27 protein-coding genes are annotated in these 24,481 nt (G+C 69.0%); 12 read left to right on the top strand and 15 right to left on the bottom strand.

Features of this window, described 5'->3' with window-relative positions; all coding sequences use genetic code 11:
• Position 1 precedes the first annotated feature (1 nt).
• Genes trpA through trpC form a run of 3 tightly spaced genes read right to left on the bottom strand, consistent with a single transcriptional unit; the run spans position 2 to position 2,900 of the window.
• Positions 2-880: a tryptophan synthase subunit alpha gene (gene trpA / locus C458_RS17175; RefSeq protein ID WP_008577642.1), complete on the bottom strand. Its 879-nt coding sequence runs from the start codon at positions 878-880 to the stop codon at positions 2-4.
• On the bottom strand, positions 880-2,148 hold the full coding sequence (trpB, locus tag C458_RS17170) for a tryptophan synthase subunit beta (protein ID WP_008577640.1): 1,269 nt from the start codon (positions 2,146-2,148) through the stop codon (positions 880-882). The genes trpA and trpB overlap by 1 nt, the downstream gene beginning before the upstream one ends.
• Positions 2,145-2,900, bottom strand: coding sequence for an indole-3-glycerol phosphate synthase (trpC, locus tag C458_RS17165; protein WP_049897046.1), 756 nt, complete (start codon positions 2,898-2,900; stop codon positions 2,145-2,147). The genes trpB and trpC overlap by 4 nt, the downstream gene beginning before the upstream one ends.
• 181 nt (positions 2,901-3,081) lie before the next feature.
• Between trpC and C458_RS17160 the strand changes: the two genes are divergently transcribed.
• Positions 3,082-3,537, top strand: coding sequence for an MGMT family protein (locus tag C458_RS17160; RefSeq protein WP_008577638.1), 456 nt, complete (start codon positions 3,082-3,084; stop codon positions 3,535-3,537).
• A gap of 15 nt (positions 3,538-3,552) precedes the next feature.
• Here C458_RS17160 and C458_RS17155 read toward each other — a convergent pair whose 3' ends face one another.
• From C458_RS17155 to lonB, 3 genes are all read right to left on the bottom strand, one after another.
• Positions 3,553-3,891, bottom strand: coding sequence for a hypothetical protein (locus C458_RS17155; protein ID WP_004044152.1), 339 nt, complete (start codon positions 3,889-3,891; stop codon positions 3,553-3,555).
• A gap of 102 nt (positions 3,892-3,993) precedes the next feature.
• The gene (locus C458_RS17150; RefSeq protein ID WP_008577636.1) at positions 3,994-5,019 is read right to left on the bottom strand and encodes a CPBP family intramembrane glutamic endopeptidase; all 1,026 of its coding nucleotides are present in this window, start codon (positions 5,017-5,019) and stop codon (positions 3,994-3,996) included.
• A 6-nt stretch (positions 5,020-5,025) separates the two neighbouring features.
• On the bottom strand, positions 5,026-7,110 hold the full coding sequence (lonB, locus tag C458_RS17145; RefSeq protein WP_008577634.1) for an ATP-dependent protease LonB: 2,085 nt from the start codon (positions 7,108-7,110) through the stop codon (positions 5,026-5,028).
• A 169-nt stretch (positions 7,111-7,279) separates the two neighbouring features.
• Here lonB and C458_RS17140 point away from each other — a divergent pair, with 169 nt between their 5' ends.
• The 3 genes from C458_RS17140 to C458_RS17130 are packed head-to-tail and all read left to right on the top strand — an operon-like array spanning position 7,280 to position 9,271.
• Positions 7,280-7,825, top strand: a complete 546-nt coding sequence (locus C458_RS17140; protein WP_006600584.1) for a nicotinamide-nucleotide adenylyltransferase — start codon at positions 7,280-7,282, stop codon at positions 7,823-7,825.
• Between the two features lies 1 nt (position 7,826).
• Positions 7,827-8,615 (top strand): S-adenosyl-l-methionine hydroxide adenosyltransferase family protein, encoded by a 789-nt coding sequence (locus tag C458_RS17135; RefSeq protein ID WP_008577632.1) that lies wholly within the window; start codon positions 7,827-7,829, stop codon positions 8,613-8,615.
• Positions 8,615-9,271, top strand: coding sequence for a trimeric intracellular cation channel family protein (locus C458_RS17130; protein WP_008577630.1), 657 nt, complete (start codon positions 8,615-8,617; stop codon positions 9,269-9,271). The genes C458_RS17135 and C458_RS17130 overlap by 1 nt, the downstream gene beginning before the upstream one ends.
• 33 nt (positions 9,272-9,304) lie before the next feature.
• On the opposite strand, the gene C458_RS17125 is transcribed toward C458_RS17130, so the two are convergent.
• The 4 genes from C458_RS17125 to C458_RS17110 all read right to left on the bottom strand — a co-directional run bounded on the left by C458_RS17125 (position 9,305) and on the right by C458_RS17110 (position 13,536).
• Entirely contained in the window at positions 9,305-10,624 is a 1,320-nt protein-coding gene (locus C458_RS17125; RefSeq protein WP_008577628.1) for an APC family permease, read from the bottom strand.
• A 188-nt stretch (positions 10,625-10,812) separates the two neighbouring features.
• Complete coding sequence (gene thsA / locus C458_RS17120; protein WP_008577625.1) at positions 10,813-12,375, bottom strand: thermosome subunit alpha; 1,563 nt, start codon at positions 12,373-12,375, stop codon at positions 10,813-10,815.
• A 174-nt stretch (positions 12,376-12,549) separates the two neighbouring features.
• Complete coding sequence (locus C458_RS17115; RefSeq protein WP_008577623.1) at positions 12,550-12,831, bottom strand: HalOD1 output domain-containing protein; 282 nt, start codon at positions 12,829-12,831, stop codon at positions 12,550-12,552.
• A gap of 54 nt (positions 12,832-12,885) precedes the next feature.
• Positions 12,886-13,536: a helix-turn-helix domain-containing protein gene (locus tag C458_RS17110; RefSeq protein WP_008577622.1), complete on the bottom strand. Its 651-nt coding sequence runs from the start codon at positions 13,534-13,536 to the stop codon at positions 12,886-12,888.
• Between the two features lie 187 nt (positions 13,537-13,723).
• Between C458_RS17110 and C458_RS17105 the strand changes: the two genes are divergently transcribed.
• Positions 13,724-14,548: an amidohydrolase family protein gene (locus C458_RS17105; protein WP_008577620.1), complete on the top strand. Its 825-nt coding sequence runs from the start codon at positions 13,724-13,726 to the stop codon at positions 14,546-14,548.
• Between the two features lie 18 nt (positions 14,549-14,566).
• On the opposite strand, the gene C458_RS17100 is transcribed toward C458_RS17105, so the two are convergent.
• Positions 14,567-15,469, bottom strand: a complete 903-nt coding sequence (locus C458_RS17100; protein WP_008577618.1) for a glycosyltransferase family 2 protein — start codon at positions 15,467-15,469, stop codon at positions 14,567-14,569.
• Positions 15,470-15,539: 70 nt separating this feature from the next.
• Positions 15,540-16,295: a class I SAM-dependent methyltransferase gene (locus tag C458_RS17095; RefSeq protein ID WP_008577616.1), complete on the bottom strand. Its 756-nt coding sequence runs from the start codon at positions 16,293-16,295 to the stop codon at positions 15,540-15,542.
• Positions 16,296-16,408: 113 nt separating this feature from the next.
• Between C458_RS17095 and C458_RS18605 the strand changes: the two genes are divergently transcribed.
• The 5 genes from C458_RS18605 to C458_RS17075 all read left to right on the top strand — a co-directional run bounded on the left by C458_RS18605 (position 16,409) and on the right by C458_RS17075 (position 19,122).
• Positions 16,409-16,570, top strand: coding sequence for a hypothetical protein (locus C458_RS18605; RefSeq protein WP_192815232.1), 162 nt, complete (start codon positions 16,409-16,411; stop codon positions 16,568-16,570).
• Positions 16,571-16,691: 121 nt separating this feature from the next.
• Positions 16,692-16,964 (top strand): winged helix-turn-helix domain-containing protein, encoded by a 273-nt coding sequence (locus C458_RS17090; RefSeq protein WP_004044165.1) that lies wholly within the window; start codon positions 16,692-16,694, stop codon positions 16,962-16,964.
• 114 nt (positions 16,965-17,078) lie between these two features.
• Positions 17,079-17,861 carry an MBL fold metallo-hydrolase gene (locus tag C458_RS17085; protein WP_008577615.1) on the top strand — a complete coding sequence of 261 codons (783 nt, stop codon included), beginning with the start codon at positions 17,079-17,081 and terminating at the stop codon, positions 17,859-17,861.
• A gap of 96 nt (positions 17,862-17,957) precedes the next feature.
• On the top strand, positions 17,958-18,653 hold the full coding sequence (locus tag C458_RS17080; RefSeq protein ID WP_008577614.1) for a YkgJ family cysteine cluster protein: 696 nt from the start codon (positions 17,958-17,960) through the stop codon (positions 18,651-18,653).
• Between the two features lie 64 nt (positions 18,654-18,717).
• Positions 18,718-19,122: a TRAM domain-containing protein gene (locus C458_RS17075; protein ID WP_004044168.1), complete on the top strand. Its 405-nt coding sequence runs from the start codon at positions 18,718-18,720 to the stop codon at positions 19,120-19,122.
• Between the two features lie 176 nt (positions 19,123-19,298).
• Here the strand turns inward: C458_RS17075 and C458_RS17070 are convergent, their stop codons facing one another.
• Entirely contained in the window at positions 19,299-20,996 is a 1,698-nt protein-coding gene (locus C458_RS17070; RefSeq protein ID WP_008577613.1) for a radical SAM protein, read from the bottom strand.
• A 124-nt stretch (positions 20,997-21,120) separates the two neighbouring features.
• On the opposite strand from C458_RS17070, the gene C458_RS18600 reads away from it, so the two are divergent.
• Together C458_RS18600 and C458_RS17065 are read left to right on the top strand one after the other, a co-directional pair.
• The gene (locus C458_RS18600; protein WP_004044170.1) at positions 21,121-21,279 is read left to right on the top strand and encodes a hypothetical protein; all 159 of its coding nucleotides are present in this window, start codon (positions 21,121-21,123) and stop codon (positions 21,277-21,279) included.
• Positions 21,276-21,764, top strand: coding sequence for an Hsp20/alpha crystallin family protein (locus tag C458_RS17065; RefSeq protein ID WP_008577612.1), 489 nt, complete (start codon positions 21,276-21,278; stop codon positions 21,762-21,764). The genes C458_RS18600 and C458_RS17065 overlap by 4 nt, the downstream gene beginning before the upstream one ends.
• Positions 21,765-21,809: 45 nt before the next feature.
• Here the strand turns inward: C458_RS17065 and C458_RS17060 are convergent, their stop codons facing one another.
• The gene (locus tag C458_RS17060) at positions 21,810-22,976 is read right to left on the bottom strand and encodes an FAD-binding oxidoreductase (RefSeq protein ID WP_008577611.1); all 1,167 of its coding nucleotides are present in this window, start codon (positions 22,974-22,976) and stop codon (positions 21,810-21,812) included.
• A 283-nt stretch (positions 22,977-23,259) separates the two neighbouring features.
• Complete coding sequence (locus C458_RS17055; RefSeq protein ID WP_008577610.1) at positions 23,260-24,042, bottom strand: hypothetical protein; 783 nt, start codon at positions 24,040-24,042, stop codon at positions 23,260-23,262.
• Positions 24,043-24,481 lie beyond the last annotated feature (439 nt).

Below are 24,481 nucleotides of genomic sequence, written 5' to 3'. Positions count from 1 at the left end.
GTTATGTGCGTTCCGGATGCGGTGGGCGTTGCGACGCGCCCGCTACCGCACCGTCTTTGAGTTCGCGGGCGAGCGTTTCGAGTCGGTCCGCGACCGTTTCGGCGTCGTCGCCGTTGTCGTGTCCTTCGGCAACGATGTCCACGAGCGCGCTGCCGACGATGATGCCGTCCGCGCCGCTGGCGACGATGCGCTCGGCGTGGTCGCCGCTACTGATGCCGAAGCCGACCGCCTTGGGCACGTCGTAGTCGGTGAGTCGTTCGAGCGACGAGCCGGTCTGGTCGGAGACGCTCGACTGCGCGCCCGTCGTGCCGAGGCGCGCCTGCACGTAGACGTAGCCCGAGACCCGTTCCATGATGCGGTCGAGGCGGTCGCCGCGGGTCGTCGGCGCGACGATGAAGACGAGGTCGAGGCCGAACTCGTCGCAGGCCTCGCGGAGCGGGTCGGCCTCCTCGGCCGGCAGGTCGGGAACGACGAAGCCCTCGATGCCGACCTCGGCCGCCTTCTCGACGAACGGCCGCGGGCCGTTACTCACGGTTTCACCGCTCGTGTTCGAGGCGCGTTGCGCCTCGCTCTCGTCGCCGTAGCGGTAGATGAGGTTGTAGTAGGTCATACAGACCAGCGGCACCGACACGTCGAGGTCCTCGACGAACTCGAAGAAGCGCGTCGGCGTCATGCCGCCTTCGAGCGACCGAACCACCGCGTTCTGGATGGTCGGCCCCTCGGCGATGGGCTCCGAGAACGGGAGCCCGAGTTCGATGACGTCCGCGCCGCCGCGTTCGAGCGCCTCGACGTATTTCAGCGAAGACTCGTAGTCGGGGTCGCCGGCGGCGAGATAGGGGACGAACGCCGGGCCGTCGGCGAAGGCGTCTTCGAGCGACATCACAGTCCCCCCGTGAACTCGTCCATGTTCGGCGCGATATCGATGTCGCGCTCGTAGGTCTCCTCGATGGCCGATTCGAGGTCCTTGTCGCCGCGACCGGAGACGTTGACCACGACGTACTCGCCGAGGTCGTCGGCCGCCTCGGAGTCGGGCGCGTCGGGACCGACGACCGATTCGAGGTAACCGAACGCGTGAGCCGACTCCAGCGCGGGGATGATGCCCTCCATCTGCGAGAGCCGGTGGAACGCGGTCAGCGCCTCGTCGTCGTCGACGTTGACGGCGGTGACGCGGCCGGTGTCGACGAGGTACGCGAGTTCGGGACCGACGCCGGCGTAGTCGAGGCCGGACGACACCGAGTGCGACTCCATAATCTGGCCGTCGCGGTCCTGCAAGAGCCGGGTGCGCGCGCCGTGAAGAATGCCCTCCGACCCGGTCGTGAGCGACGCCGAGTTGGGCGCGACGCCGGCTTCCTCGTCCACTTCGAGCGTCGAGCCGCCGGCCTCGACGGCGTAGAGGGCGGTCTCCTCGTCGTCGACGAACTCGGCGAACGCGCCCATCGTGTTCGAGCCGCCGCCCGCGCAGGCGACGACGGCGTCGGGGAGCCGTCCGAGTTTCTCTCTGGCCTGCGTGCGTGCCTCCTCGGAGATGACCGACTGGAAGTCCCGAACCATGCTCGGGAACGGGTGCGGGCCGACGACGGAGCCGATGACGTAGTGGGTGTCTTCGACGTTGGTCGCCCAGTCGCGCATCGTCTCGGAGATGGCCTCCTTGAGCGTGCCGCGGCCGACGGTGACGGGGTTCACCTCCGAGCCGTTGAGCTTCATCCGGAAGACGTTGGGGCGCTGGCGGTTGATGTCGCGCTCGCCCATGTAAATCTCGCAGGGCATGTCGAGGTGCGCGCAGGCCATCGCCGTGGCGGTGCCGTGTTGGCCCGCGCCGGTCTCGGCGATGATTCGCTCTTTGCCCATGTACTTCGCCAGTAAGACCTGCCCGAGGGCGTTGTTGAGTTTGTGCGCGCCGCCGTGCAGCAGGTCCTCGCGCTTGAGGTAGACCTCGCGGTCGTAGCGCTCGGAGAGCCGGTCAGCGCGCTGGAGGGGCGTCGGTCGCCCGCCGAAGTCCCGCAGTCGCGCGCGGAAGTCGTCCATGAAGCCGTCTTCGTTGTTCAGGACGTACCGCTCGTACGCGTCGGTCAGTTCCTCGATGGCCGGCATGAGGGCCTCGGGAACGTACTGTCCGCCGTAGTCGCCGAATTTGCCGTCTGCGCTCATTGTGTGAGTGTCTCCGTGTTCTGTCGCACGTCGCCGTCCATGATGGCGGTCCCGACGAGGAGGGCGTCGGCACCGGCCTCGCGCATCCGCCGCGCGTCGTCGACCGTCTGCACGCCGCTTTCGGCCACGAGAAGCACGTCCTCGGGCGCTTCGGGCGCGAGTTCCTCGAACGTACCGAGGTCGACTTCCAGTTTCCCGAGGTCGCGGTTGTTGATGCCGACGATGTCGGCACCGGCCGCGAGCGCCGCCGTGAACTCCTCGCGCGTGTGGATCTCCACGAGCGGCTGGAAGCCGCGGTCGCGGGCCGCCTCGACGAGGTCCGGCAGGTCGTCACCCACGAACCGCGCGATGAGGAGCACGAGGTCGGACTCGACGACGTCCAGTTGGGCCTCGTTCATGACGAAGTCCTTGCGGAGGACGGGCACGTCGACGGCCTCGCGGATGCGCCGCAGCGACTCGGCCGAGCCGCCGAAGTGCTCGGGTTCGGTGAGGACCGACAGCGCCGTCGCGCCGCCGGCGACCATCTCGCGGGCCAGTTCGACCGGGTCGTCCTCGCGGACGCCCTCGGTCGTCGGACTCGTGGGCTTCACCTCGGCGATGACGGGGACCCGACCCGCGGCCTCCGTCTCGGCCACGGCCTCCGGGAACGACCGCGCGTCGACCGACACGCGCGTCTCCCCGCCGGGTCGCTCCCGCGCTGCCTCCAAGATGGCGCGCACGTCGGGAGCTAATTCGTCTCCACTAGCGTTCATTGATGTACACTAACGCACGTATCTGTACATAAGACTTGCGTCGGCGGGGACACTCACCGTCTCTCGCGTGCGCGCGGGCGAAAGCGCACGGCGAGGTATCGGCCACACGAACCGAGCGCAGTCACCCCAACCGCGCGCCGTCGCCGGAAGGGTCAAGCGTCCGGCGACGGGAGCCGAACGTATGCCCGTCTCGGGAATCTACGCGCGCGAATCGTCCACGCTCGGCCGCCCCGTGCAGGTCGGCGTGGTCAGCGGAAAGGTGATCAACGTCTCGTTTCCGGACTCGCTGCCGGCGGACGCCGAGTCGGACCACGAACACCTCGACGCCGTACTAGCCGCCATCGACCGGGGTCAGACGGACCTCTCGTCGGTCCCTATCGGCCTGACCGTCCCGACCGACCAGCGGAGCGTGCTGGAGTCGCTTCGGAACGTCCCGCGGGGCGACACGGTCGACGTGGCGCTCCTCGTCCGCATGGCCGGCCTCGACCCCGAGGACGACGACTCTGAGCGCGTCGTCCGCGAGGCGCTCGCGGCGAACCCGGTGCCGGTCGTCGTCCCCGACCACCGCGTGAAAGACGGCCCGAGCGCCGCGCCCGACGACGTGGTCGAGGCGCTCCGGCAGTCGGAAGGACTCTGATTCTGCGAACCCCCCTCAGAACGGCATCGCGTCGGTCTCGCGGCGGAGCGCGAGGTAACCGAGCAGGCCGGCGAGGAGGAACAGCGTGCTCGCGAGTCCGACCGACTGGACGCCGGTCGCGAGCTCGGCGAACTGCGAGACGCCGGCGAGGAGGAAGCCGCCGCCGGCGACGTATTTGAGTTGACTGTCGACCGGAATCCGGAGCGTGACGACGCCGAGGAGAACCGCCGTCAGCCCGAAGGCGGCGTCGGCGGCGAGTCGGAGCGTCGGGTTCCCGGTGGCGAACGCCGCGACGACGAGCGCCAGATAGCCGATGAGCCCCGCCTGCGTCAACTGCCGCGTGTCGATGTCCATACCGGCTACGCGTGGTGCGGACACTTGAACGCATCCCCGCGCCGCGGCCGCGACGGCGGGTGGTTCGGCGGTCGTCACCGACGCCGGCGCGGGGAGACCCCGCTACCAGCCGAACAGTTCGTGGCCCGCGAACTCCAGCGCGTTCACGAGGTAGTGGGCGACGACCACGACCAGCAGGCTCTCGGTGAGGACGAACGCCGCCGCGAGGACGAACCCGAGGAGGCCGGTGACGATGATGCCGAGTCGACCCTGTGCGCCGTGGCCCGCGCCGAAGGCGGCCGACGACACCGCCGCCATGAGCCACGGCGACACGTCGAAGCCGGCGGCGACCGCGCCGACGAGCGCCCCCCGGAACAGCAGTTCCTCGAAGCCGGCGATGAGGGGGAGCGCGACCGCGAACAGGAACACCCAGCCCGCGGTCGTCCGCGGCGTCAGCGACTCGCGGACCGCCTCGTCGGGCGCGATGCCGAACCGCTCGCTGACCGACGAGCCGACCCGGTTCGCTCCGTAGAGCGCGAGCCCGAGTCCGACGCCGATAGCGAGCTTCGTCGGGAGGTCGGTGGCGGAGAGGCCGAGCGCCGCGGCCGGCACGCCGGCGTACCACGCGCCGAGGCCGAGAAAGCCGCCGAGGAACGCCTGCGAGAGCGCGACATTGGCGAGCAGGAGGTGCGGCGGGAGGTCGTCGGCGGACGCGGAGCGCTCCGAGACGGCCGAGGCGGGGCGTGCGGTGACGCCGGGTATCGTCCGGTCGGTCTCGGTCTCACAACCGGCCGCAGCGTCGGGGTCCGCGTCGCGGTCGGCATCGTCCGCAACGTCGCCCGCCGCGAGCGTCGGCGGCTCGGGTCGCGGCGACGCGTCGGTCGAACCGACCGAAAAAGAAGCCAGCGGGAGGACGTCGGGGTCGGCCGACTCGTCGGAATCGGTCGGTTCGGTGGGGCGCGAAGCGGCGTCGTCCGGCGTACCGACTCGGGTGTTTTGGGAGGGGGCGGAGTCAGCGTCGTCGGGCGCGGCGGGCGCGGCGGAGCCGGTCCCCTCAGCGTGCGGGACGCCGCGAGAAAGGTACGCGAGAGAGAGTAAGACGGCGAGGACGAGGCCGGTGAAGCCCGCGAACGCCGCCCAGTCGGTCATCCGGCGTTACTGCGGGCTGGGGCTCGACGGCCCTTTGACGCCCTGCCCCTTGTTGAGGGCGGAGCCGGTGATGCTCTTGAGGCGGTCCACGAGCGAGTCCTTCTCGGGTTCGCCTTCGAGGGCGACGTCGAGGACTTCGCTGATGTGCGAGACGGGGATGATGTCGACCATCTCCTTGTACTCGTCTTCGATCATCACGTCCTGCTCGTTGGCGGCGGGGATGATGACCGTCGAACAGCCGGCCTTCGCGGCGGCCTCGATCTTGTGGGTGACGCCGCCGACCGGGAGCACGTCGCCGCGCACCGACAGCGAGCCGGTCATTGCGACCGACTGGTCGATGGGGATGTCCTCCAGCGCGGAGATGACGGCGGTCGCGACCGTGATGGACGCGGAGTCGCCGTCGACGCCCTGCTGGCCGGTCTGGACGAACTGCACGTGCACGTCCATCTCCGAGAGGTCCTGGTTGGAGAACTTCTTGATGATGGCCGAGACGTTCTGGACGGACTCTTCGGCCATCTCCTTGAGCTGGCCGGTTGCGATGACCTGACCGGGGCCCTGCGAGGGCGTGACTTCGGCCATCACGGGGAGCATGATACCGGAGTCTTCGCCCATGACGGCGAGACCGTTGACGCGGCCGGTGACGAAGCCGTCGTTGACCGACAGCTCGTAGTCCTTGCGGCGCTCGATGTACTGGTCCGCGATCTGCTGCTCGATGGAGCGCGCGCGGCGCTTGGCCTGGAGCACGTGGTCGCGGGTGGTCAGCTCGGCGTTCTCGCCGCGGGCGATGTCGCCAGCGACGCGGACGAGGCCGCCGAGGTTACGGAATTCGAGGGTGAGGTGGCCCTTGCGGCCGGCGCGGCGGCGGGCTTCGAGGATGAGCTCCTCGACCGCCTCCTCGGTGAAGTGCGGGAGCCGGCCGTCGTTGGTGACCTCCTGGGCCACGAAGCGCGCGTACTTGCGGCGCATCTCGGGGGTGTCCTCGATGGTGTCGTCCATGTACACCTCGTAGCCGTACCCCTTGATACGGGAGCGGAGCGCGGGGTGCATGTTCTCCATCGCGTCGAGGTTCCCGGCAGCAATCATGATGAAATCCGTCGGGACGGGCTCGGTCTGGACCATCGCGCCCGAGGAGCGCTCGGACTGGCCCGTGATGGAGAACTCGCCCTCCTGGATGGCCGTCATCAGGTGCTGCTGGCTGCGCACGTCGAGCGTGTTGATCTCGTCGACGAACAGGACGCCCTTGTTCGACTTGTGAATCGCGCCGGGTTCGACGCGGTCGTGGCTGGGCGTCTCCATGCCGCCGGACTGGAACGGGTCGTGGCGGACGTCGCCGAGGAGCGCACCCGCGTGAGCGCCCGTCGCGTCCTGGAACGGCGCGGACTTCTGGTCGGCGTTGTTCACGATGAGGTTCGGAATCATCGCGTCGCTGCCGCGCGAGCCGTAGCGGAACGCGAGATAGATGATACCCGCGGCGAGGATGCCGAGCAGGACCTGCTGGGCGATGATGAGCGAGTAGCCCAGCACGACCGCGATAATAATCCACATGAGGAACGAGCGCATCTGATTGCGCTTGCGTGCCTCCTCTTTGTGCGCCTCGACGATCTGGTCACCTTTGCCCGCGGGGACCGTGCGGACCTTGGGGCGATTGCCGTCGTCGGGGTTGTGGTAGACGAGCACGTCCTGGAGCTCCTCGCGGGGGAGAAGCTCGGACATCGCCTTGGCGAGCATCGACTTCCCCGTCCCCGGGGAGCCGATCATCATGACGTGGCGGCGCTGCTTGGCCGCCTTCATGATGACGTCGCGGGCGTGTTCCTGCCCGATAACCTGGTCGACGAGGCGGTCCGGGACGGGAATCTCGTCGGTCGTCTCTATCTGGAGACCACCGAGGAGGTCGTTCTCGTCCACGTTCTCGGCCACGTCGGCGTCGATTTCGACATCGCTCCCGAGGTCGTCGATCGTCTTCTTGTCGACCTCTTCGGCCTCGTCGTGCTGGAGGGACTCCCCGTCGTCGATACCCTCTTCCGAGGGCGCGTCGTCGGGTGAATCCTCCCGCTCGTGGAGGCTGTCGTCGGTGTTCGTATCGTTACTCATAGAACTGTCGTCGCTACTTCTAACGTAGGCCCTGCGACTGATATACTTTCTCCCCGTCACCATCCGGTGGCTCTTGCCGTAATCTCGCGTTTCGACCTTCCTACCACCAGAATACCGGAGTTCTCCGAACTCGGCGTATTTATAAGTAATCCGGACTAACGCCCGACGCATGCGGGGGTTCTACATCGGCCGGTTTCAGCCGTACCACAACGGCCACCACCGAATGGTCGAAGAGATTGCCGCCGAGGTCGACGAACTCGTCCTCGGTATCGGGTCCGCGGGCGACTCGCACTCGCCGCGGAACCCGTTCACCGCGGGCGAACGAATCATGATGGTCAACAAGGCCGTCTCGGATTTCGACATCACGACCTACGCGGTCCCCATCGAGGACCTCGACCGCAACTCGGTGTGGGTCAGCCACGTCCAGTCGATGTCCCCCGCGTTCGAGGTGGCGTACTCCAACAACCCGCTCGTCATCCAACTGTTCACGGAGGCGGGCGTCGAAGTCCACCAATCGCCCATGTTCAACCGCGAGGTGCTGGAGGGCACGGAGGTCCGCCAGCGCATGATAGAAGACCGCGACTGGGAGTCGCTCGTCCCCGACGAGGTGGCCGACGTGGTCCGCGAAATCGACGGCATCGAGCGCCTCCAGCGCGTCACGGCCACCGACGGGGCCGAGCGCGTCGACGACGACGAGGACCCAAACCCCTGTTGAGATGATTACGCTCGCGTCCGACTTCGGGCTGGCGTACCCCGCCGCGATGAAGGGCGTCGTCCTCTCGCGGACCGACGCGCGACTCGTGGACGTGGCCCACGACCTCCCGCGACAGGACGTTCGCGCGGCCGCCTTCTGGCTCCGTGAGACGCTTCCGTACTTCCCGTCCGCGGTCCACCTCGTCGTTGTCGACCCCGGCGTCGGCACCGACCGCCGCGCGGTCGTTCTCCGGGTCGGTGGCCACGTCTTCGTCGGCCCCGACAACGGCGTCCTTCGTCCGCCGGCGAGGCGCGTGGCCGCCGAACTCGACGACGACGCGCCCGTCGAAGCCTACGAAATCGACGTTCCGAACCCCGAGTCGACGACCTTCCACGGGCGGGACGTGTTCGCGCCCGCGGCCGCCGACGCCCACGTCGCCGGCGCGTCGGCGCTCGGGTCGGTCGACCGCTTCGAACCGATTCCCGTCGACTCGCTCTCCGAGTGCCGCCTCCCCGAAGCGACCGTCTCCGACGACGGCCGCGAGGCGACCGGCGAGGTGTTGGTCGTCGACGACTTCGGCAACTGCATCACGAACGTGCCGGGCGCGTTCGTCCGCGACGCGGCGGGCGAGACCGTCTCGGTGAACGACGAGTCGGTGCCGGTCGGTCGCACGTTCGAGGCCGTCGCGCGCGGCGAGAAACTGGTCACGGTCGGCAGCCACGGCAACGTCGAGTGCGACGTGAACCACGGCCGCGGCGACGAGGCGTTCGGCCTCGCGCCCGGCGACCGCGTCGCACTCCGGGTCGACTGATGGCGACGCTGCTTTTCGTTTCGGCCCCCGCCGCCGTCGCCGTCCCCGAAATCGACCCGTTCGCGGTGATGAACGTCGTCGGCCTGCTCGCGTTCGCGGTCGCCGGCGCGCTCAAGGCCGCCGAGGCCGGCCTCGACGTGTTCGGCGTCTCCGTGCTCGGCACCGTGACCGCCCTCGGCGGCGGGACGACCCGCGACGTGCTCGTCGACCGGCTGCCGGCCTCGCTCGCGGGGACGTGGGACATGAGCGTCGCGCTCGTCGGCGTCGCCCTCGCAATCGTCCTCATCCACTCGATGGAGGGACGCGTCCGCGACCACCCGGCGTTTCTGACCACCGACGCGGTCGGGCTGTCGGCGTTCGCGGCGACCGGCGCGCTCGTCGGCGTCGACGCCGGCGTCACGTCGTTCGGCGTCGTCATCCTCGCGACCATCACGGCCGTCGGCGGCGGCTCCATCGCCGACATCCTCATCGGGCGCGTGCCGGTCGTCCTCCGCGACGACTTCTACGCGACGCCCGCCGTCGTCGGCGGCCTCGCCTTCCTCGCGGCCCGCGCGGTCGGCGCGCCGACCGGCCTCCCCTCGGGGCTGTGCGCCGCGGTCGTCTTCTCGGTGCGGGTGCTCGCGCTCCGCTACGACTGGCGGCTCCCGCGGGTCTGAGGCGGGGCTGGGGGACCATCGGGAACGGAATCCCTACAACTCGTTTTCGACGCGCCGTTCCGCCGACCGAACCTCGCTTACGATGCTCTCGCGCTCGAAGTAGAGCATCTCGACGCCGACGACGACCACGGCGAGCGCGAGGACGGTCCAGAACGTCCCGCGCTCGGCGTCGAACAGATGCCACAGGAGCGCGGCCGCCGAGCTAACTCCGCCGACGGTCCCGACGGCGGGAATCGCGCCCGTCGCGAGGTCTTCGCGCTCCCGGAACGCGAGAAACGAGAGGCCGCCGAAGATGCTGATGAACGCGAGCGACGCGAACGAACTGATGGCGTCCAGACTCCCGAGGAAGGCGAACCCGGCGGCGAGCACGCCGAGCGTCGCGAGCGGGCGAACCGGCTCGTCGGCGGACTCGTCGCGGAGGCGACTCGGGAGCAGGTCGTCGGCGACGAGGCGCTTCGAGAGCCGCGCGGAGCTGAACAGCGTGGCGTTGATTGCGCTCCCCGTCGAGAACAGCGCCGCGACGGAGATGAGGACGAACCCGGCCTGCCCGAGGAACGGCCGGGCCGCGACGGCGAGCGCGGTCTCGGCGTGTCGTTGGATGGCGTCAACCCCAGCGAGGTTGGTCGTGACGAGCGCGACCAGGATGTACAGCCCCGTCGCGCCCGCGATGGAGATGTAAATCGCCTTTCTGACGGTCTCGCGGGGGTCGGCGATGTTCTCTTGGTCGAACAGCAGGAGCTCCCAGCCCTCGAAGGCGACGAAGGAGACGGCGGCGGCGACGAGCGGGCCGATGCCGAGGTTCGACAGGCCAAAGGAGAGGCCGCCGTGGGTCGCGCCGTAGGCGACGCCGCCGACGCCGAACACGAGCAGGATGGCGACTTTGAGGCCGACCAGAACGTCTTCGGCCCGCCCCGAGGCGTGCGCCCCGAAGACGTTGAGGCTCACGAACGCGGCGACGGTGAGCGCGGAGACGAACGGCTGTATCGAGACCGACGCGACCGTCGAGACGCCGGTGAGTTCGACGAAGTAGCCGCCGAAGGCGTAGGCGTACATCGCCATCGTCCCGACGTAGCCGAAGACGAACGTCCAGCCCACGACGCCCGCGAGCGTGGTGTTGTCGTCGGTGAAGCGCTCGACGTAGCCGACGGGCGACCGCGGCGACTCGCACAGCCCGTTCAGTCGGAGCAGTGAGTAGCCCGCGCAGACCGCGAGGACGCCCGCGACGACGAACGCCGCCCACGCGAGGGTTCCGGCCGCGCCGGCGACGACGCCGAGCACGGCGAAGATGCCGCCACCGACCATGCCTCCAATCGCCATCGACACGGCTTCCGGAAGCCCGACCTCGTCGGACATGGCGTGCAGTTCGACGCTCGCGACGGAAGAACGTAGCGGCCAGTTGAGAGGTATTATTCGGCGGCGCGGCTCCGGAGAGAGCTGCTGTGGGCGGCACGACCGCGGAAAGCGACACGAAGTGGCCCGGCGGCGGGAGCGCCGCCGGAGGTGGGGTTGGTGGGGGGAGTGTGTTCTGCGGGCGGTTCCGGTTACTTGGCGGCGATGACGTCGTCGATGCGGACGATCATCGTCGCGGCCTCGGTCGCGGACTCGATGGCTTCGCGCTTGACCGCGACGGGGTCGATGACGCCGAGTTCGACGGGGTCACCGATTTCGCCGGAGCGGCCCGAGGAGATGATGCCGGCGAGGCCCTCGTTCTCGTAGCGGGCGCGGAGGTCGACGAGCGCGTCGATGGGGTCCATGCCGGTGTTCTCCGCGAGGGTGCGCGGGAGCGCCTCGACGGCGTCGGCGTAGGCTTCGACGGCCAGCTGCTTGCGGCCCTCGATGCCGGCGGCCTCCGAGCGGATGCGGTCGGCGATGGCGATTTCGGTCGCGCCCGCGCCGGGGACGACGCCGCCCTTGTCGATGGCGGCGACGACCACGTCCACGGCGTCTTGGATGGCGCGTTCGAGTTCGTCGACGACGTGTTCGGTGCCGCCGCGGAGGAACAGCGTGACGGCCTTGGCCGCCGCGCCGCCCTCGACGAACGCGAGGTCGTCGTCACCGAAGCTGCGGATGCTCACGGAGTCGACGCGGCCGAGGTCGGACTCGTCGAGGTCGGACAGCGAGCCGAGGCGCTTCGCGCCGGTCGCGCGGGCGAGGGCTCGGGCGTCGGACTTCTTCACGCTCTTGAACGCGAGGATGCCCGCGTCGGCGAGGAAGCCCGCGACGCGGTCGTCGATGGACTTGGTGCAGAACACCACGTCGACGCCGGCGTCCGCGAGCGCCTTCGCGTAGCCGCGGAGTTCGCTGTCCTCGGCGTCGATAGCGGCGGTTAGCTGGTCGACGGAGGTGATGTTGTACTCGGTGTCGACCTCGCTCTTGCGCACGTCGAGTTTCATGTCGAGGACCGCGACGGTCGCGTCGGAGACGGACCGCGGCATGTTCTCGTTGACGGGCTCCTTGTCGAGGACGACGCCCTCGACGAGTTCGGTCGCCGAGGAGGACGCGCCCGTGCGGGTGAGCACGCGAACGTCGTCGCGGTGGAAGGTGCCGTCACCGTCGCCGTGGACCATCCGGACCGCCTTGACGACGTGTTTGGCGAGCACGTCGGCGGTCACGTCGCCGGTTCCCTTGCCGGTCATGGAGGACTCAGCGACCTTCCGGAGCAGGTCGTCGTCGAGGGCGGCGTCGAGGACCATGTCGTCGATGGCCTCTTGGGCGATGCGGGCGGCCTCGGTGTAGCCCTCGACGATAACCGTCGGGTGGAGGTCGTCGTCGAGGAGGTCCTCGGCGTGCGCGAGGAGTTCGCCGGTAAGGACGGCCGCGGTGGTCGTGCCGTCGCCGACTTCCTCCTCTTGGGTCTGGGAGACTTCGACGAGCATCTGCGCGGCGGGGTGCTCGATGTCCATCTTCTCCAGAATGGTCGCGCCGTCGTTCGTGATGACGACCTCGCCCGAGGAGTCGACGAGCATCTTGTCCATGCCGCGTGGCCCGAGCGTGGTCCGTACGGCTTCGGCGACCGCCTTCCCGGCGCGGATGTTGGAGTCCTGCGCAGAGCGGCCGTGCGTTCGGTTCGTCCCCTCTGCGAGAATGTATAACGGTTGCTGCATTCGTGAAGCCATGTTGAAACCTCAACCGCTATCAACGATTGCAGTTCTATAAATACGTTTCGCCGGGAGTGAGCTACGAAATCGCACGACAGGGCGACGGTTTTCGAATCTCGTCCGAGGTGTCAACGGCCCGAATCAGCGACCGGGGGAGGTTCCGTCGAAACGGGTGCAGGGCTACTCGTCGAGCGGGTGGACGGTGAGCGTCCCGTCGCCGAACAGCGAGACGAGGTGTCCCGCGTACTGGAACGAGAACCGCCGAGACGGGTCGTGAGAAGGGCGAAAGAGAACGTCGAGGGCTTCGGGGTCGACGCCGATGTCCGAGAGCGGCGGGAGTTCGAGTGGGCTGAGTTCCGTGGCCGTCGCGACCGCCGAAGCGATGGCGACCGCCACCTCGTCGTACCGGTCGACGGAGGTGGTTACCACGGACCCAACTCCATCTTCGAGCGGGTCGTCCATACAGTCCGAATAGGTAGTCGGGTACCTATTGATGTGGGTTGATTATGTAACCCGCTATTGTGGGGGTCGCTCGTCTCGAATTCGCTCTGCGAGCGTCCGGTACGCGCGTTTGAGGCGGGCGGCGACCGCCTGCCGCGAGATGCCGAGTTCCGCGCCGAGTTCGGCCAGCGACGTGGCCCGGTGTTCGTCGAAGTAGCCGCGGTCGAGCGCGAGCAGCAGGGCTTCGAGTTGCGTGTCGGTCAGCCTCTCGCTCGCGGGCGCTTCCTCGGCCGCGACCGTGGTGATGCGGTCGAACTCGGTGTCGATGCCGCGGGCCGTCCACTCGCGTCTGAGGTCGGTGAGCGCGCGGTACGACGACACCCGAAGCTTGAGCCACCACGAGTCGACGGTCGAGCGGCACTCCAAGAGAACCGCGTCGCGTTCGGCCAGCGCGTCGAAAATCGGGACCCGAGAGACGTTCCAGCTGACGCCGTAGAGCGCCCGACCCGAGACGGATTCGACGAGCGTGAGGTCGTCGACGCTCGGAAGCGACCGCACCGCCTCCCCGAACGACGCCGCGTCGGGACCGCGGACCCAGACGAACGACACCGACCGCGAGCCGGTCGGAACGGAGCGTTCCAGTTCGAGTTCCACGTCGTGTTCCGCGAGCGCGGAACCGAACGGGAGCGCGGACAGCGGCGCGACGACCTCGGCGATGAGGCACACGCGTGAACGATAGGGGTACCAGGCCAAAAAGTTGCGTTTCAGGCTCTCTCAGTACCGTCGTGGAGGAATGAACGTCACGAGCCGGTGAACGAACGCCGGCGGGCGAGCGGCCGATACTGTGAGCTCGGTGAAACGACGACGGCGGATTCTACAACCTATTTGGCGGCCACCGGAGAGTGACACCACAATGCTGGAGTTGGAACACGGGTTCAGGGTCGTGGACGTGAACGCCCGCCTCGACCCCGACGAGCGGTCGGTCGCGGTGCGCGGGCGGGAGATAAGTCCCGAGCGCCTGGAGCGCGAACTGCATCAGGCGGGCGTCGTTCGCGCCGTCGTCTCGCCGGGCGCACAGCGGGTCGCGGGGAGCTACCTCCGCCCGAACAACGCTGTCGCGCGGATGAGCGTCGACCGCCCGTTTCTGGCGTTCGCCCGCATCAACGGCCCGCGCGACCCGAGCGGCCGGGCCTCGGCGCGACTCCGGAACTTCAGGTCGTCGCGGGCGGACCACCACGCCGACCCCGACGACATCGAACAGTACGCCTACGACGACCGCTTCCACGGCTTTTCGCTCGCGCCGGCGGTCGACGGGCTCCCGGACGACGAGACGCTGGCGATGCTGGAGGACGTGGGGCTGCCGGTCTTCGTCGAGGGCGGGCAGGCCTTCGAGCCGAGCGCCGTCGCCGAGTCGCTGCTCGGGCGGTTCCCGGTCATCCTGTCGGGGTTCGGCGGCTTCCCGCTCGACCGCGGGCTGATGGACGAGGCTATCGACCTCCTCGACGACCACGACGACCTCTATCTCGACACGAGTTTCGTCCGCTACCGGAGCGTGCTCGAACGCGCGCTGCTCGAACACCCGGACCGCGTGCTGTTCGGCAGCGGCGCGCCCGAGACCCACCCGAACGTGGGCGTCATGGAGATTCTGACGCTCGACGTGTCGGAAGACGCGCTGGCGAAGGCGTTCTCGAAGAATGCGGCGCGGGTCATCGAGGCGCTCGGGCCCGGAAAACGGTAAGAGGAGACGAAAAGAGCGTCAGCGCCGGTCGTATCGGGCGACGGCGCGGTCGGCGCGCTTCGACCGGCCGTGGGGGTTCCGCGTGCGAGTTCGGTCGCGGGCGCGGGCGACCAACCCGTCGGAGACGCCCGTGGCGATGCCGCCGACCACGTCGCGGCCGGTTCCGACCCAGCCCGACGGCGTCACGTCGCCTCGCAGGACGCCGAGGCCGGCGTCGACGCCGTCCGAAACCGCGTGTTTCACCGTCCGCTTGACGGTCCCCGGTCTGACGCCGTAGTTCTTCACGAGCCGATAGGTCAGAGAACGGTACTTCCAACCCCAGTCGCGCTCGGAGATGCCGCCGTCGGCCTCGAACTCGCGGCGGACGCACATCTCGGGTGCCCACGCGACCGAGCGGTCGAAGCCGGCGAGTCGGTGCGCCGCGTCGCGCGCGCCGCCCGTCTGGAGGTACTCGTCGAAGCCGTCGAGGGCGTCGATGGCCCCGCGGCGGAACGCGACGTTGCCGCCGTTGAAGTACGTCACCGTGCGACCGCCGATGGCGTTCCGTTCGAGCGACTCGGTCGTCATGCCGTTGCGGAGCGTCTGGTGCATCGGCCCGGTGACCACGTCGGCGTCTGCGATGCCGGCTTCGAGCGCCGACAGCCACGACGACTCCACGGAGAGGTCGTATCGGAGGAGCGCGACCACGTCGCCGCCGGCGACTTCGAGGCCGGCGTTGCGGGCGACGTTGAGGTTGCGGTCGGAGATTTCGACCAGCACGTCCACGTCGTCGCGCTCTCTCACCATCCCGGTCGTGCCGTCGGCGGAGGGGCCGTTGACGACGACGACTTCCGCGTCGGGGGCGTGCTCGGCCAGCGCGTCGAGGCTGGTGGCGAGCCGGTCCCGACCGTTGAGCGTCGGGAGCACAACCGAGAGGTCCATACCCGACAGTTGCGGTGGACGTACTTAAATGTGAATCGAGAATCGTGCTAAAATCTGCCGTGAGAACGGCTCACTCGGCGTCGCTCGCCCGAGTCGCCGCGCGGGACGACTCGTCGGCGGATTCGACCCGCGCGTTCCAGTACGAGACGGACGCGAGGTCGTCGCCGAGCGGCGAGTCGCCGACCGCGAGGTCGAGCGAGCGGAAGGGCTGTGCGATGCCGTTGGGGACCTTCCGGTAGAAGCCGAACGGGATGACGAAGTCGTGGTTCGCGTCTGCGAGGTCGAGTCCGGCGTCGCCGAGCAGCCGCCGCACGTCGCCTTCCGAGTAGAGCCGCGACCCCATCGGGAGCAGCCAGTTGTAGGCCACCCGGAGGCTCCCGTCGTTGAAGGTGTCGAAGAACACCTGCCCTTTCGAGACGCGGGCCATCTCGGCTAAGAACTTCGCCGGGGTGTCCGCGAGGTGGAAAAACCGCATCGCGAACACCGCGTCGAAGTGGTCGTCCGGGAACGGCAGCCGCGCCGCGTCGCCGCGGAGGAACTCGATGCGGTCGGCGACGCCCGCTCTGCGGGCCTTCTCCCGCCCCTGTACCATCATCGCCCGCGAGATGTCCAGTCCGACGACGTTCGCCCCCTCCTGGGCGAGCATCACGGTGAACCGGCCGGTCCCGCAGGCGATTTCGAGGATGTTCTTGTCCTCGACGGGGCCGAGCGCCGCGAGGACCGCCTCCTTCTCTCGCCGGTCGATGAGCCGACCGCCCTTGGAGAACCGCTTCGAGTCGTACTCCTGGGCGACCTCGTCGGCCTGGTACCACTCCTTTCCTTTCACGCTACGCATACTCGCGGGGGGGACCGTAAAACGGTACTGGATACGCGGTGCGGAAGCGCGGTTCGACGGACGGAGGGGAGGGGTTTTCGTCCGCCGAGCGCGTACCATGGTATATGCCAACGTGTAAAAACTGCGGCGCGACCTGCGAGGCGGACGCGTTAACACGACACGTCAGCGAGGGGTGGCTCGTCGTCCACTGCCCGGACTGTCACGCGCCGCTCGGGAGCTATCGACTCGGCACTCCAGCGGTCGATACGATGCGAAACGAGGAGTGAGACGCCTACTCGCGGTCGATTTTCCAACAAACGCACGATATTAATATGTGTATTATGTGTCTGGATTCTTTTCACACACTTGTAGCTAACCCTTAACACGGAGCAACCGACTGTGACGGGTATGAGCACCACCACCGCAGAGCCAGATACTGAAGACCTGCTCTCGGAAGCCGAGTTCCGAGAGCGCCTCCGCGAGCTTCCCCCGAGCGCGAAGCTCGTCGCGAAAGTCCTCGAAAGCGACGCGCCCCTCTCGCAGGGCCAGCTCGCGGAGGAGTCGCTGCTGCCGGACCGCACCGTCCGCTACGCGCTCAACCGTCTCGAAGAGTCCGACCTCGTCGGCTCGCGCTACTCCTTCAAGGACGCGCGAAAGCAGGTCTACTTCCTCAACACGTAAGCGCGCGGTCCCACCGATAGCGCGACAGACCACCGCCCGCGGGGGCGCACTCCCGCAGACCAAGCCACCACTTCTCTCGAACGACCTAACCCGCCGGCGAGCGTAGCCGCCGGCATGCACGTCACGCGCGTCTCCGTCCCCGTCGCAACCCGCGCGCCGACCGGCGCGACGAACGCCTACCTCGTCTCCGACGGCGGTGACACCCTGCTCGTCGACCCCGCGGCCCGCACCGACCAACTGGACGGCCTCGTCGCGCGCGAGGGCGTCGCTCATCTCGCGGTCACCCACACCCACGCGGACCACGTCGGCGCGGTCGCCGCCTACGCCCGCGAGACCGGCGCGACGGTCTGGTGTCGTCGCGGCCGCGAGCGCGCCTTCTCGGCCGCGACCGGAATCGACCCCGACCGGACGTTCATCGAGGGGACGACCGTCCCCGTCGGCGCGGGCGTCGAGGTGCTCGACACGCCGGGGCACGCCCGCGACCACGTGAGCTTCGTCGCCGGCGACGACGTGCTCTGCGGCGACCTCGCGGTGGCCGAGGGCAGCGTCGTCGTGGGCGCGCCCGAGGGCGACGTTCGGGCCTACCTCGTCGCGCTCCGGCGACTCCACGCGCGCGGTCCCGAGCGACTGCGTCCGGGTCACGGTCCCGAAATCACGGACCCCCGGGCGACGCTCGCGCGACTCGTCGCGCACCGAAACGACCGCGAGCGCGCCGTCCTCGACGCGGTGCGCGCCGGGAACGCGACGCCGGACGCCGTGACCGACGCCGCCTACGACAAGGACGTGTCCGCCGTGCGCGACCTCGCCCGCGCGACGGTCGTCGCCCACATCGAGAAACTGGCCGCCGAGCGGCGGGTCCGCTGGGACCCCGAGGCCGAGCGAGTCGAACCGCGATAGGGCGCGCGTCGTCGGTGTCCGAGCCCGTGGGTGGCCGGGGGTCGCGCCCCCGCGAAAAACCGCGCCCCTCTTTGGGCTCGCGCCCGCATCGCGGGTATGGACCTCGACGCCGAACTGGCCCACGCCCGCGACCTCGACGTGTCGGAACTCGCCGACGCCATCGAGTCCATCGGCTTCGAGTGCACGCGCTGCGGGGCCTGCTGTAAGGGCTACGAGGGCGACGACGGCCCCGAACCGCACACGGCGACCGTCTTCCCCGACGAGGTGCGCGCCTTGCAGGAGGCCGGCGGAGACGACTCGGACGGCGAGTCGGGAACCCCGACGGAGTGGCGCGACGTGGCCCGACCGATGCCCTACGGCCTCGTCGAGGGCGACGACGGCCCCGAGGGCGAGACGTTCGAGTGGGCGCTCCAGACGACAGCCTGCGGCGACTGCCGATTCTACGAGGAAGACGACTCCGGGCGGGGCGCTTGTCAGGTCCACGAGGACCGCCCGCTCATCTGCGAGACCTACCCGTTCAGCGTCGCCCTCGGCGGCACGAGCCAGCCGATGGGCGAGGCCGTCGACGAGGAGGGCGTCGTCCGCGCCCACGAGTGCGAGGGCCTCGGCCGGGACATCTCCCGGGCGGACGCGGAGGAACTGGCGCGGGCGCTGAAAGAGCGGGCGGTCCGAGAGCTCCGCGAGGCGCGGGGCGTCACCGAGGCGTACGAGCCGGTCGAGACCGGGGCGGGCGAAGTCATCGTCCACGACTCGGAGGGCGCGAAACGGCCCGACGGGACGCGAATTCAGTAGTCGAATCCGCTGACTGCGGTACATCTTTAACACTCCGGCCTGACCACATATTGGAGGTCTTACGGTGGAAATCTCAGATAAACTCCTGTGTCTGTTCAATGCTGACGTTCGCACCGAGGACGACCGCTACGTCGTCGAAATTCCGCGCCGCGAAGTCGAGACCGGGACCGTCGAACCCGGCGAGACCTACCGCGTCGCGCTCATCTCCCGCGAGTCGAACGAACCCGCCGAGTCCGAACCGAACGCCGGACCGACGCCCACGAACGAACCGCAACCGCCCGTCGAGGCCGGCGAACTCCGCTACGTCGAAATCGAGGACATCGGCAAGCAGGGCGACGGCATCGCCCGCGTCGAGCGCGGCTACGTCATCATCGTACCCGGCACCGAAGTCGGCGAGCGCGTGAAAGTCGAAATCACCGAAGTCAAGTCTAACTTCGCCGTCGGCGAAGTCGTCGAAGACGACTTCTGACGGCGCTCTTTTCGCGGTTCGACGCCGTCCGCCGCACCGACAGTGCTCACCGCACCGACAGACCACGGCTGCAAGTGAACGACGCACCACGCTTGCGAGTGAACGCGACGGTCACGCCGGGGTCGCAGAGAGAGCGCGGTTGCAGGTGAAGAACGGCGTTTCGAGGACTGAAAGCGCTACTGAACGTACTTCGTCACGTCGGCATCGACACCCACGTCGGCCGCGTCGGCGTAGGGGCGATTCACCACGATGTCGCCGGCGGTCGACCGCCCGATGCCGGGGATGGCGGTGAGTTCGTCCATCGACGCCTCGTTGAAGTCGAGCGGGTAGGGGACGCCGGTGACGGAGCGGTAGCCGTGGTCGACGACGGCCACGTCGATGGTCTTCCCGAGTTCGCGCTCGCCCGGAATCCCGACCAAAAGCGGGTAGGTCCCGAGTTGGCGGCCGAACGTCCGGCCGTCTTGGTGGTATTCGAGGTGGACGTTCGGGAGGACCGTGCCCGCGGGGGCGACCCGGCGGAGCATCGGCCGGTCGATTTCCTCGCGGACCTCCTTTTTGTACGTCTTGAACAGCTGTTTGTGGTCGCGGGCGATGTCGGCACCCGTGTCGGACATATCGGTGCCGTCGAACGCCATCACCTGCCGGATGTTGATGCGGCGGACCATCAACCCCTCGTCGTAGACGCGCTGGAGGAACCGCTTGTTGTGCTCGAACGTCTCCTCGCGCTCGCCTTTCAGCCCGTGGAGGAGGTTGATGCCGGGGAGGAGCTTCGGCAGGCGGTTCGCGGCGTCCGGGCCGTGGGTCGGCGCGTCCGCCGGGTCGTCGCCGGGCCGCCAGCCGGCGACCTCGTTGACGATTTTGACCGCCTCGAAGCACTCGTCGGCGGAGACGTTGAGGTTGTTCTCCTCTTGGACCACGGGGTCGGCGGATTCGAGGCCGAACGCCGCGGTGTCGCCGGCCGTGTTGTGCTCGGCGATGATGCGGAGCGCCTCGCGGGACTTCTCGGGCCAGCCGACGATGGTGATGGGGTTGACGTTGTCGAGGTGGAGCGTGCCGAGGTCCGGCGCGACCTCACGGATGCCGCCGTAGAGCCGGCGGAGCGCGTCGGGGTTCGGGGCCTCGCCGTCGCCGCCGAACGCGAGGATGTCGGCCTGTCGGCCGAGCCGGAAATGTCGCGCGCCGCGGTCGTAGAGGTTCTCGACCTCCTTGACGACGGAGTCGGCGGTGCGGAACGCGGGGTTGCCGTACAGCGGTTCGGTACAGAACGAACAGCGGTAGGCACAGCCCCGCGAGGTCTCCATCTCGCAGATGAGGTGGTCGGGGTGGTTCGGGTGCTGTTCGACCACGAACGCGCCCGTGGCGGCCCAGCGGTCGAGTTCCTCGTTGTCGCGCATGCGGTTGCCGAAGCCTTCGAGCCCGGAGTCGACGAGGTCGTAGGCGGCCGCCTCGATGTCGCCCTTGGCGACGAAGTCGTAGTCGAGGTTCTTGCGCTCCATGTCCTGGCCGCCGGCGTTCTCGTCGCCGACGCCGAAGCGAATCGGCCCGCCCATCAGGGCGGTGCCTTCAGCGACCCACGCGAGTTCGCGCACCTCGTCGGGCTCGGCGGGCGTCCCGCCGACGTACTTGCCGGGGACGGTCATGCCGCCGATGTAAATCATGAGGTCGGCGTCGGCCACGTCGCGCCACTTCTGTCTGTCCTCGCGGAGTTCGTCGATGGTGTGGTAGACGACGTTGGACTCGGGGACGCCCGCGTCGACCACCGCACCCGCGGTGAACCTCGGATACGTCGAGATGTACGGCGGCACGCCGAAATGCGCCGGCTCGTCGACGTATCCGTCGACGATAGTCACGGTGAGGTCGGCGGGGTCGGTCATCGGTCGCGGTTCGGGTTCGACGCGGAAAACGCAACCGGTCGGCGGTCGCTCAGTCGGGGCTCGCGCCCTGCCGGTCGCTTCCGCCTCCCGCGCGTTTATGAGCGTGGGAGCGTAACTGACGGCCATGCCCGCGACCCTCGAAGTCAAGTGCGCCAACGAGGACTGCGAACTCGACATGTTCGAGCTGCACTACACCTACGATATGCCCGACGACGTGACGGTGGCGGACTTCTCCTGTCCGTACTGCGGCGAGTCCCGCGCCCTGGAGGAGATTCAGCTATGAGCGACCTGCGGAAGTACGGCGAGTCGGCGGCGAACGCCGTCCTCGAACGGGTCGGCCGCGGCGTCAGCCAGATGCAGGAGCGCAAGCCGCTCGCCCACGACCTGCTCGAATCCGAGGACGCCTACCTCGTCGTCTTCGACGCGCCCGGTGCCCGCGCCGAGGACGTGCAGGTCCGCTTCCTCGACGGCGAAGTCGAGATTCGTATCGACCGCTTCCGCGACTTCCACGAGGGCTACGAGATGCGCTTCCCCGGCCGCGGCCTCACGCTCTCGGGGACGGCGACCATCCCCTCCGACGCCTCGGTCGAAGCCGCCGAGGGAACCGCCACGGTCGGCAAGCACGGCACGCTCCAGATTCGGATTCCCAAGGACGAACGCGCGAGCGACATCGCCGTAACCGAGGAAGAAGACGAAGACGACGGCGAGGCCGAATCCGAGGCCGGCGACGAAGTCGACTTCGAAGACGTGGACGACCAAGACGCCTGAGTTCCGGGTTCGGGCGCGACGACCCCTCCGAACCTCCTTTTCGCGCTAGTCGCCGTCGAGCGTCGTCCCTTCGACCACCGCGAACTCCTCGTCGCCGGCGAAGCGGCGAGGGTCGAACGCGGCCGGAATCCGTTCTTGACCGTCTCCGAGCACCGCCTCCGCGAGTCGTTTCCCGATTGCCGGGGCCCACATGAAGCCGTGGCCGTGCCAGCCGGCGGCGACGTAGACGCCCTCGGCGACCGCGCCGACGAGCGGGTTCCGGTCCGGGGTCGCCCCGCAGAGGCCGGCCCACGCGCTGTCCGGCTGGTCGGCCTCGGCCGCCGCCTCGCCGGCCTCGTCGAAGCCGTCGATGCCGGTCCGGTGTCGAACCCCGTCGAGGGCGTCGGCGACGAACCAGTCGTCCGCGGTCGGGTCCCAGTCGTCGGGGTCGGGTTCGACCGGTTCGACGCCGTCGCCCGCGAGGACGCCGGCGGGATGCGGCCGCAGATACGACTCGTCGGTCGCGTCGTAGACGGTCGGCCCGCGGTAGTCGCAGCCGGCGACGAGCGCCTGCGCCCGGTAGGGTTTGAGCGCGATTGGGTGGCCCGCGTCGGCGAGCAGGCGGCGCGAGTGGACGCCGGCCGCGACGACGACGGCGTCGAAGCGGGCGGTCACCGCGTCGTCGACGGCGACGCCCGGCGGGTCGGTTCGAAGCGTCACCGCGTCGCCGACGCGGAACTCGACGCCCGCGGACTCGCACTTCCCGACGAACAGGTCCACGTAGGCCGCGGGGTCGGCCCAGCCGGCGTTCTCCGCGACGCCCGCGAGGAGCACGTCGTCGGTCCGAATCGGGAACCGGTCGGCCAGCTCGTCGGCGCCGACGAGCGACACCGCGCGGTCGTGGACGCGCATTCGCTCGACCGATTCTTCGAGCGCCGCGGCCGCCGCGTCGTCGCCCTCGCGCGCGAGGAAGACGTAGGGCGTCTCGTGGAAGGCGAACCCGCCCTCGCCCGAGAGGCTCCGAAAGCGGTCCATCGCGCTCTCGGCGACGGCCACGTCGATGTCCTCCGCGTAGGCGTCGTAGCAGATGCCGGCGGCGCGGCCCGTCGACCCGTCGCCGGGGGCGTCGCGCTCAAACAGCGTGACTCGCGCGCCGCGCTCGGCGAGGTCGAAGGCGGTCGTCAGGCCGACCGCGCCCGCGCCGACGACCGCGACGCGCGCTGATTCGTTCATACCCCGTCTGGGTCGGCGACCGACTTGAATGGCAGTTGCTCGTCGGTCGTGGGGTGAGAGTGATCGAGAACTGCGCGGCGCGGTCGCTCAGGATTGTAGAGAGACGGGGTAGGTCGGCCGGCCGTGGCCCGCGTGGAAACCACGTGGGTCCGAAAGGAGCCACCCGACCGTGCCGTCACCTGTCCTCTCCGGCGACCGCGTAAAAGGCCTCCGGTGCTCGGCGCGGCACAGGGCGGGGCGAACCGCAGGAGGCGGAGAGCGGGCGACCGGCCGGCGCGCCGGACTACTCGGCGAACTCGTCGACGCCGCGGGCGGGGTAGCCGACCACGAGGTCGATACCGGCGTCGCGGAGGTCGTCGATTCGCCGGCGGATGTCGTCGACCGAGCCGATGAGCGCGTAGTCGCCGGCGGCTTTCAGGAGCACTTCGCGGGCGCGGCCCTCGGCCGAGGCGTCGGTCGCGGCGTCGTCGGGGAGCGCGCGAGCGACGGGGCGGCGGCGGGAGACGTACGCGCCGACCGCGTCGAGAATCTCGTCGTCGTCGTCGGTGAAGGCGGTCGGGGCGTAGAGAGCGACCTCGCCGTCGAAGCCGGCCGCCCGGAGCGCCCGAACGTCTCTGCGGGTCGACCGCGAGAGGAGTTCGTACTGGGTGCCGCCGGCGGCGAGGGCGATTCGCTCGATGCCCTCGGTGCCGACCCACGCGTCGGGCGCGCGCTCTCTCGCGGCGCGGAGCCGGGGGGCGACCGCGCGGCGCGCCTCGTCGTCCGTCAGATACGCGCCGTGGCCGGCCACGAGCACCTGTCGAATCCCGTCCGGGAGCCACTCGTACAGCGAGTCGTCGCCGAGCGGGTCGAAGCCGTCGGTGCGGACCGGCGTGGTCAGTCGGACCTCCTTTTCGGCCGCGAGGTCGCGCAGTACGTCCTCGTCGGGGAGCCGCTCGCGGCCCTCGTAGTCGATGGCAACGACATCCAGCGGGACCGCAAGCGCCTCGCGCACGTCGCACTCGGCGGGTTTGAGCGCGACTGCGTCCAGACCGGCTTTCGAGACCGCACGCTCGGCGGTCAGCATGCTATCACCACAGAAGTTTCAGTACCGTCGCGGAACGCGATCCATCGTCTGTGCGACCATGTGAGAACGAGTAGCGCGGAGGAGGGCAAAACCCTGTCGATGACGGCGACGATGGCTCGTCGCGGGGTGTTTATATACCCTGCATCGACCCGGCAGCGACCGGTTCCGTAGCGCGTGTCAGCCGGTCGCACTGCGAGTGACCGCCGTGTTCACCCGCGTCNGTTTATATACCCTGCATCGACCCGGCAGCGACCGGTTCCGTAGCGCGTGTCAGCCGGTCGCACTGCGAGTGACCGCCGTGTTCACCCGCGTCTCGTCACGATTGTATTTAGGACACAATTCTATGTCTCGATTAGTAGTCGAAAACGAATCGTGACAGTCTCAGACGCCCGTTTTCGGTTATTCCCAGTTCTATGGATTCGGAAATCGCGTCGCCGTT

Source organism: Haloferax sp. ATCC BAA-644 (genome assembly GCF_000336975.1).
Lineage (GTDB): Archaea > Halobacteriota > Halobacteria > Halobacteriales > Haloferacaceae > Haloferax > Haloferax volcanii.
The sequence above is the reverse complement of the archived record's forward strand: the minus strand, read 5'-3'. Positions and strand labels throughout refer to the sequence as shown.

Coding starts and splice junctions, on each gene's coding strand:
- C458_RS17105 (WP_008577620.1), top strand. CDS start 13,724: ATGCTGGAGTTGGAACACGGGTTCAGGGTCGTGGACGTGAACGCCCGC.
- C458_RS17090 (WP_004044165.1), top strand. CDS start 16,692: ATGAGCACCACCACCGCAGAGCCAGATACTGAAGACCTGCTCTCGGAA.
- C458_RS17115 (WP_008577623.1), bottom strand. CDS start 12,831: ATGGACGACCCGCTCGAAGATGGAGTTGGGTCCGTGGTAACCACCTCC.
- C458_RS17055 (WP_008577610.1), bottom strand. CDS start 24,042: ATGCTGACCGCCGAGCGTGCGGTCTCGAAAGCCGGTCTGGACGCAGTC.
- C458_RS17065 (WP_008577612.1), top strand. CDS start 21,276: ATGAGCGACCTGCGGAAGTACGGCGAGTCGGCGGCGAACGCCGTCCTC.
- C458_RS17060 (WP_008577611.1), bottom strand. CDS start 22,976: ATGAACGAATCAGCGCGCGTCGCGGTCGTCGGCGCGGGCGCGGTCGGC.
- C458_RS17140 (WP_006600584.1), top strand. CDS start 7,280: ATGCGGGGGTTCTACATCGGCCGGTTTCAGCCGTACCACAACGGCCAC.
- lonB (WP_008577634.1), bottom strand. CDS start 7,110: ATGAGTAACGATACGAACACCGACGACAGCCTCCACGAGCGGGAGGAT.
- C458_RS17130 (WP_008577630.1), top strand. CDS start 8,615: ATGGCGACGCTGCTTTTCGTTTCGGCCCCCGCCGCCGTCGCCGTCCCC.
- C458_RS17155 (WP_004044152.1), bottom strand. CDS start 3,891: ATGGACATCGACACGCGGCAGTTGACGCAGGCGGGGCTCATCGGCTAT.
- C458_RS17160 (WP_008577638.1), top strand. CDS start 3,082: ATGCCCGTCTCGGGAATCTACGCGCGCGAATCGTCCACGCTCGGCCGC.
- C458_RS17135 (WP_008577632.1), top strand. CDS start 7,827: ATGATTACGCTCGCGTCCGACTTCGGGCTGGCGTACCCCGCCGCGATG.
- C458_RS17070 (WP_008577613.1), bottom strand. CDS start 20,996: ATGACCGACCCCGCCGACCTCACCGTGACTATCGTCGACGGATACGTC.
- C458_RS17125 (WP_008577628.1), bottom strand. CDS start 10,624: ATGTCCGACGAGGTCGGGCTTCCGGAAGCCGTGTCGATGGCGATTGGA.
- thsA (WP_008577625.1), bottom strand. CDS start 12,375: ATGCAGCAACCGTTATACATTCTCGCAGAGGGGACGAACCGAACGCAC.
- trpA (WP_008577642.1), bottom strand. CDS start 880: ATGTCGCTCGAAGACGCCTTCGCCGACGGCCCGGCGTTCGTCCCCTAT.
- C458_RS18600 (WP_004044170.1), top strand. CDS start 21,121: ATGCCCGCGACCCTCGAAGTCAAGTGCGCCAACGAGGACTGCGAACTC.
- trpC (WP_049897046.1), bottom strand. CDS start 2,900: ATGAACGCTAGTGGAGACGAATTAGCTCCCGACGTGCGCGCCATCTTG.
- C458_RS18605 (WP_192815232.1), top strand. CDS start 16,409: ATGCCAACGTGTAAAAACTGCGGCGCGACCTGCGAGGCGGACGCGTTA.
- trpB (WP_008577640.1), bottom strand. CDS start 2,148: ATGAGCGCAGACGGCAAATTCGGCGACTACGGCGGACAGTACGTTCCC.
- C458_RS17080 (WP_008577614.1), top strand. CDS start 17,958: ATGGACCTCGACGCCGAACTGGCCCACGCCCGCGACCTCGACGTGTCG.
- C458_RS17100 (WP_008577618.1), bottom strand. CDS start 15,469: ATGGACCTCTCGGTTGTGCTCCCGACGCTCAACGGTCGGGACCGGCTC.
- C458_RS17085 (WP_008577615.1), top strand. CDS start 17,079: ATGCACGTCACGCGCGTCTCCGTCCCCGTCGCAACCCGCGCGCCGACC.
- C458_RS17150 (WP_008577636.1), bottom strand. CDS start 5,019: ATGACCGACTGGGCGGCGTTCGCGGGCTTCACCGGCCTCGTCCTCGCC.